The organism is Nocardia sp. NPDC004722, from assembly GCF_053601505.1.
This window is the reverse complement of sequence record NZ_JBSGBY010000564.1, coordinates 1-5,595: the sequence shown is the minus strand read 5'-3', so window position 1 is coordinate 5,595 and position 5,595 is coordinate 1. Positions and strand designations below refer to the sequence as shown.

Annotated in this window: 5 protein-coding genes and 1 pseudogene; all 6 read left to right on the top strand. The window is 67.9% G+C overall.

Annotation, left to right across the window (positions count from 1 at the left end; translation table 11 throughout):
- Positions 1-93: pseudogene (locus ACWELQ_RS36600) on the top strand (AlkA N-terminal domain-containing protein); the annotation flags it as partial.
- Between the two features lie 16 nt (positions 94-109).
- Positions 110-484, top strand: coding sequence for a D-ribose pyranase (rbsD, locus tag ACWELQ_RS36595; RefSeq protein WP_452401598.1), 375 nt, complete (start codon positions 110-112; stop codon positions 482-484).
- Between the two features lie 81 nt (positions 485-565).
- Positions 566-1,519, top strand: a complete 954-nt coding sequence (locus ACWELQ_RS36590; protein WP_452401597.1) for a substrate-binding domain-containing protein — start codon at positions 566-568, stop codon at positions 1,517-1,519.
- A gap of 14 nt (positions 1,520-1,533) precedes the next feature.
- A complete protein-coding gene (locus ACWELQ_RS36585; protein WP_452401596.1) occupies positions 1,534-3,054 on the top strand; it encodes a sugar ABC transporter ATP-binding protein in 1,521 nt (506 codons plus the stop codon).
- Positions 3,051-4,049 (top strand): ABC transporter permease, encoded by a 999-nt coding sequence (locus ACWELQ_RS36580; RefSeq protein ID WP_452401595.1) that lies wholly within the window; start codon positions 3,051-3,053, stop codon positions 4,047-4,049. The genes ACWELQ_RS36585 and ACWELQ_RS36580 overlap by 4 nt, the downstream gene beginning before the upstream one ends.
- 95 nt (positions 4,050-4,144) lie before the next feature.
- Positions 4,145-5,595, top strand: a 1,451-nt coding sequence (locus ACWELQ_RS36575) for an aldehyde dehydrogenase family protein (RefSeq protein ID WP_452401594.1), incomplete at its 3' end; no start/stop codon positions are given.

The following is a 5,595-nucleotide window of genomic DNA, read 5'->3' as shown; positions in this document are numbered from 1 at the left end:
CGCCTGCCCTACCGTGAACCGCTCGACAAGACCTGGCTGGAGTGGTTCCTGTCCGCGCACGCCGTCCCGGGGCTGGAACTGTGGGAGAACGGGACAGCGCCCTGACGGCATCTGGCATCCGCGCCTGATGATGATCCTCACCGCCCTCGGTCATACCGACACGATCGTGATCGCCGACGCCGGACTGCCGATCCCACCCGGGGTCGAGCACATCGACCTGCTCTGGCGGCGCGGCGAACCGGGATTCCTACCGGTCCTGCGTGCGGTGCTCGCCGAGGCCACCTTCGAAAAAGCCGTCTACGCCGAGGAATTGGCCGAACCGGCGATGCTGCGCGGCCTCACCGAGGCCCTCGCGGACCTGCCCGCCGACACGGTCGGGCACGAGGAGTTCAAGAAACGCACCGCCGCCGCCCGCGTGATCATCCGGACCGGCGAGGCCACCCCGTACGCCAACCTCCTGCTCTATGCCGGAGTTTCCTTCTGAGCTGCGGCTTCGCCGAGTTCAACTCGTGTCACACGACACCTCGAGCGCACTGTTCACCGTTATTCGAAAGAGGTACACCCCATGCGCACCAGGACACTTCTCGCCGCGGTGCTCGCGGCGACGGCCACGGTCACGCTGTCGGCCTGCGGTCAGGAGTCGACGACCTCCGGCCCGGCCCCCGCGTCCGGCGGCAAGCCCACCGTCTGCCTGATCATGAAATCCCTTGCCAACGAATACTTTCAGCAGATGCAGGCGGGCGCGAAGGCGCACGTCGACCAGCTCGGCACGCTCACGCTGCAAGCGGCGGGCATCCAGAACGAGACCGATGTCGACGGGCAGATCGCGTTGGTCGACAAGTGCATCACCCAGCAGGTGCAGGCCATCGTGATCGCGCCCGCGGATTCCAAGGCGCTGGTGCAATCGGTGGTCAAGGCCGACAAGGCGGGCATCAAGGTCGTCAATATCGACGTGGCGCTCGACCCGGACGCGCTGAAGGCCGCCGGGGTGGAGGTGCCGCTGGTCGGGCCCGACAATCGCGCGGGGGCCAAACAGGTCGGTGACGTGCTCGCCAAGGCGGTCGGTCCCGCCGGGAAAGTCGTGATCCTGGAAGGCAATCCGGGCGCGGACAACGCGCTGCAACGCAAGAACGGTTTCAACGACACCATCGCCGAGTCGAAGCTGAACCTGCTGGACTCCAAGACCGCGCACTGGGAAACCGACGAGGCGTACACGGTGTTCGGGAACATGCTCACCTCGCACCCCGACATCCAGGGCGTGATGGCCTCCAACGACTCGATGGCGCTGGGCGCGATCAAGGTCATTCAGGAGCGCAAGGCGAACGTGAAAGTCGTGACTATCGACAATATTCCGGCCGTCAAGCCCTACCTGCAGTCCGGGCCGGTGCTGGCCACCCTCGACCAGTTCGGCTCCGAGCAGGCCGGTGACGGCATCGACGTGGCCATGAAGCTGATCGGCGGGCAGGCCGTCACCGGCTGGCAGAAGACCCGGATGACCGTCGTGACCGCCGGATCCTGACGGTGGGAGCGGCCATGAACTCCGAATCCGATGTGCTGCTGCGCATCTCCGGGCTGGTCAAGCGCTACCCGGGTGTGACGGCTCTCGACGGCGTCGACCTCGAGGTGACCGCCGGTGAGATCCACGTTCTGATCGGCGAGAACGGCGCGGGCAAGTCCACGCTCGTGAAATGCCTTGCGGGCGTGGAACAACCGGACGCCGGGACCATGACCCTGGGCGGTGTCGAGCATCGTCCCGCCGGTGCCGCCGCCGGGTTGCGCGCCGGAATCCGGGTCGTGCACCAGGAACTGGCGCTGCTGCCCGCGCTGACGGTGGCGGAAAACCTCTTCCTGCAACGGATGCCGCGGCGATTCGGTGTGGTCGACCGCCGCGACATGCGCAGGCGCGCAGCGACACTGCTCGCCCGGGTGGGTCTCGACGTGTCACCGGACCTGCCGGTGGGGAGGCTGGGCATCGCACAGCAGCAGCTGATCGAGATCGCGAAGGCGCTCTCGAGCGAATGTCGGCTGCTGATCATGGACGAACCCACCGCGACGCTCACGCCGCGCGAAACCGCCACCCTGTTCACGGTGATGCGCCAGCTCAAAGCCGAGGGCGTGGCGATCATCTTCATCTCGCATCACCTCGACGAGATCTTCGAGATCGGCGACCGAGTCACGGTGTTGCGCAACGGAACCAGTGTCGCTGCCCGCGTGATCGCCGACATGACCATTCCCGAACTGGTCCGCATGATGGTCGGCCGCGATCTGGCCGCCGAATACCCGCCGGTCACCGCGCGGCCGACGGGTCCGGAACTGCTGCGGGTCAGCGACCTCGCCGTCACCACGGGCGCGCCGCCGATCTCGTTGAGCGTGCACGCGGGTGAGGTCGTGGGTGTCGCCGGGCTCGTCGGTTCCGGTCGCACCGAGGCCATGCGGGCCATTTTCGGGGCCGACCGACCGGCCGCGGGCAGCGTGCGCGTCCGCGGCCGGGACGTGCGCATCGGCAGCCCGCGCGACGCGGTCCGGCACGGCATCAGCTTCCTCACCGAGGACCGCAAGGCCCAAGGGCTGGTGCTGGACCTCTCGATCGCGGCCAATCTCAGCCTGGCGGGGCTGGATCGGGTCAGCGGTGCGGGGCTGATGCGGCATGCGACCGAGATCGCCAGCGCCACCGCGCTGTCGGACACCCTGCGGATCAAATCCAGCGGCCCGGACCAACTGGTCCGGTCGCTCTCGGGCGGCAATCAGCAGAAGGTGGTGCTCGGCCGCTGGCTGGCCGTCAACGCCGACCTGCTCATCGTCGACGAGCCGACCCGCGGCATCGATGTCGGGGCGCGCTACGAGATCCATCAACTCCTGCTGGATCTGGCGGTCGCGGGCAAGGGGGTGCTCGTGGTGTCCTCCGACCTGCCCGAACTGCTCGGCATCTGCGATCGGATCCTGGTCTTCTCGGCCGGGCGGATCGCGGGCGAGGTGGCGCGCGCCGACTTCGACGCCGAGCGCATCCTCGGCCTCGCCTACTCCGGATATCTCAAGAACGGTAATGCAGCATGACTTCGATCAGCATGGCGCGGGCCAACTCTCGCGCCGGACAGGCGCTGAGCCAGGTGCTCGGCGAGGCGGGCATCGGGGTGGCCCTGATCGCGCTGGCGGGCTTCTTCCTCGCCGCCGCACCGCATTTCGCCACCACCGGCAATGTCCGCGACATCATGACCCAGATCACCCTGAACACCATTCTCGCGGTCGGCATGACCTTCGTGATCCTGGTGGGCGGCATCGACCTGTCGGTGGGATCGGTCATCGCGCTGTGCGCGGTGGTGGCGGGCAAGGCCATGGAGAACAGTGGCTCCTCGGCGATCCCGCTGGCCATCGCGGTGAGCATCGCGATCGGCGCGGCCTGCGGCCTGATCAGCGGCTTCGTCACCGAGCGCTGGCGGGTGCCGTCGTTCATCGTCACCCTCGGCATGCTCTACGTGGCTCGCGGCGCGGCCGAGCAGTACACGGGCGCGCGGACCATCTACAGCCTGCCGAAGGCGCTCACCAGTTTCGGCACCGCCACCGTCGCGGGGGTGCCCGCCGTGTTCGTGGCCGCGTTGGTGATCGTGGCGATCGCCTGGTTCGTGTTGTCCCGCACCGTCTTCGGCCGCCTGGTGTACGCGACGGGCAACAACGAGGAGGCGGTGCGGTTGTCGGGGCATCGGACCGGCTTGATCAAGGTCGTGTGCTTCGTGATCGGCGGACTGTGCGTCGGGGTCGCTGCGGTGGTCTACATGGCGCGTCTCGGCGTGGCGAGCCCGATTCTGGGACAGGGCTACGAGCTCAACGCGATCGCCGCCGTGGTCATCGGCGGAGCGAGCCTGTCCGGCGGCCGCGGCTCGGTGATCGGCACCTTGCTGGGCGCGTGCCTGCTCGGCGTGCTGACCAACGGCCTGCTGCTCATGGGTGTTTCGGACTTCCAGCGCATGATCGTGACCGGTGCGGTGATCATCGTCGCCGTCATCCTCGACGCCTACCGCAAACGGCTGATGACCCGACTGTCCAGCAATTAGATTGCGCGCGATGGATTTTTGTGAATCCTCGTACCGGCGCACGGTGAGGCTGGGATCGTGGGATGCGGAGACAGCCACAACGGAAGGTCCGAACCATGACCGCCACTCATCGCCCCACGGCACCGACCACCGATGACAGCGGGGCGATCACCGAACTTCGTGAGTCCTTCGCCCGGCAGCGGGCCGCGTTCGCACGGGACCCGTATCCGACTCTGGCACAGCGCCAGGATCATCTGGGCGCGCTCGCCGCCATGATGCTCGGCAGCCGGGAGCGGATCAGAAGAGCGGTGTCGCAGGACTTCTCGGTGCATCCGGAGCTGTTCACCGATCTGGTCGAAGTGCTCGGCGTGGCGGGCCGCGCCGCCTACGCGGCCGAGCAGCTCAGCGCCTGGATGGCACCGGAGACGAGGTTCACCGATCCCGGGTTGTACGGCTCCGCGCAGGCCGCGATCCGCTATCAGCCCAAGGGCGTGGTCGGCAATATCGTGCCGTGGAACTTTCCGTTCGACCTGTCGGTCGGTCCGCTGGTGGAGATGCTCGCCGCGGGCAACCGGGTGATCCTGAAGCCCTCGGAGTTCACCCCGGCCTGCGGTGAACTGCTGAAGGACATGATCGCGGCCACCTTCGACGCCGATCACGTCACGGTCGTCACCGGCGGCGTCGAGCTGGCTCGGGCGTTCTCGCAGCAGCGCTGGGATCACCTGCTGTACACCGGAAATCCGGAGGTCGGCCGGTTGATCGCCGTCGAGGCCGCCAAGAACCTGGTCCCGGTGACGCTGGAGCTGGGCGGGAAATGCCCGGCCATCCTCGCCGCGGACAGCCTCGACGCGGCGTCGGTCGGACAGGTCCTCGGCACGAAGCTGATCAAGAACGGTCAGATGTGCATCTCGGTCGACTACTGCCTGGTGCCGCGCGACGGCGTCGACGATTTCGTGGCCTTGGCCCAGGCGCACATGGCCGAGCGCGCACCGAATTTCAGCGACACCGGTGATTGCACCGGCATCATCACCGAGCGGCACCTCGACCGGTTGATCGATCTGCTCGACGAGGCCCGGGACGCGGGCTGCGCGATCGTCGAACTCGAGCCCACCGCGAAGGTCGATCGCGGGAGCCGGCGCATGCCGCTGTCGCTGGTGCTCGATCCCGCCGACGAGCTCGGCGTGATGCGTGAGGAGATCTTCGGCCCGATCCTCGTCGTCAAACCCTACGACACGATCGATGACGCCATCGGCCACGTGAACGCGGGCGAAAAGCCGCTCGGGCTCTACGTTTTCGCCAAGGACGCCGCTCTCGCCGACCGGGTGCTGACCCGGACTTCCTCCGGCGGCGCGTGCGTCAACACCTGCGCGGTCCAGGGCGCGCTGCCCGCCCTCGGATTCGGCGGCGTCGGCACCAGCGGCAACGGACGCCATCACGGCATCGAGGGCTTCCGGGAGTTCTCCAACCCGCGCGGCGTCGTCACGCGCGGCGAGGGCGACCTCATCGAAGCCCTGTATCGGCCGTACGGCGACCTCGCCCAGGCCGTCGTCAGCGCGGCGCTCGAGGG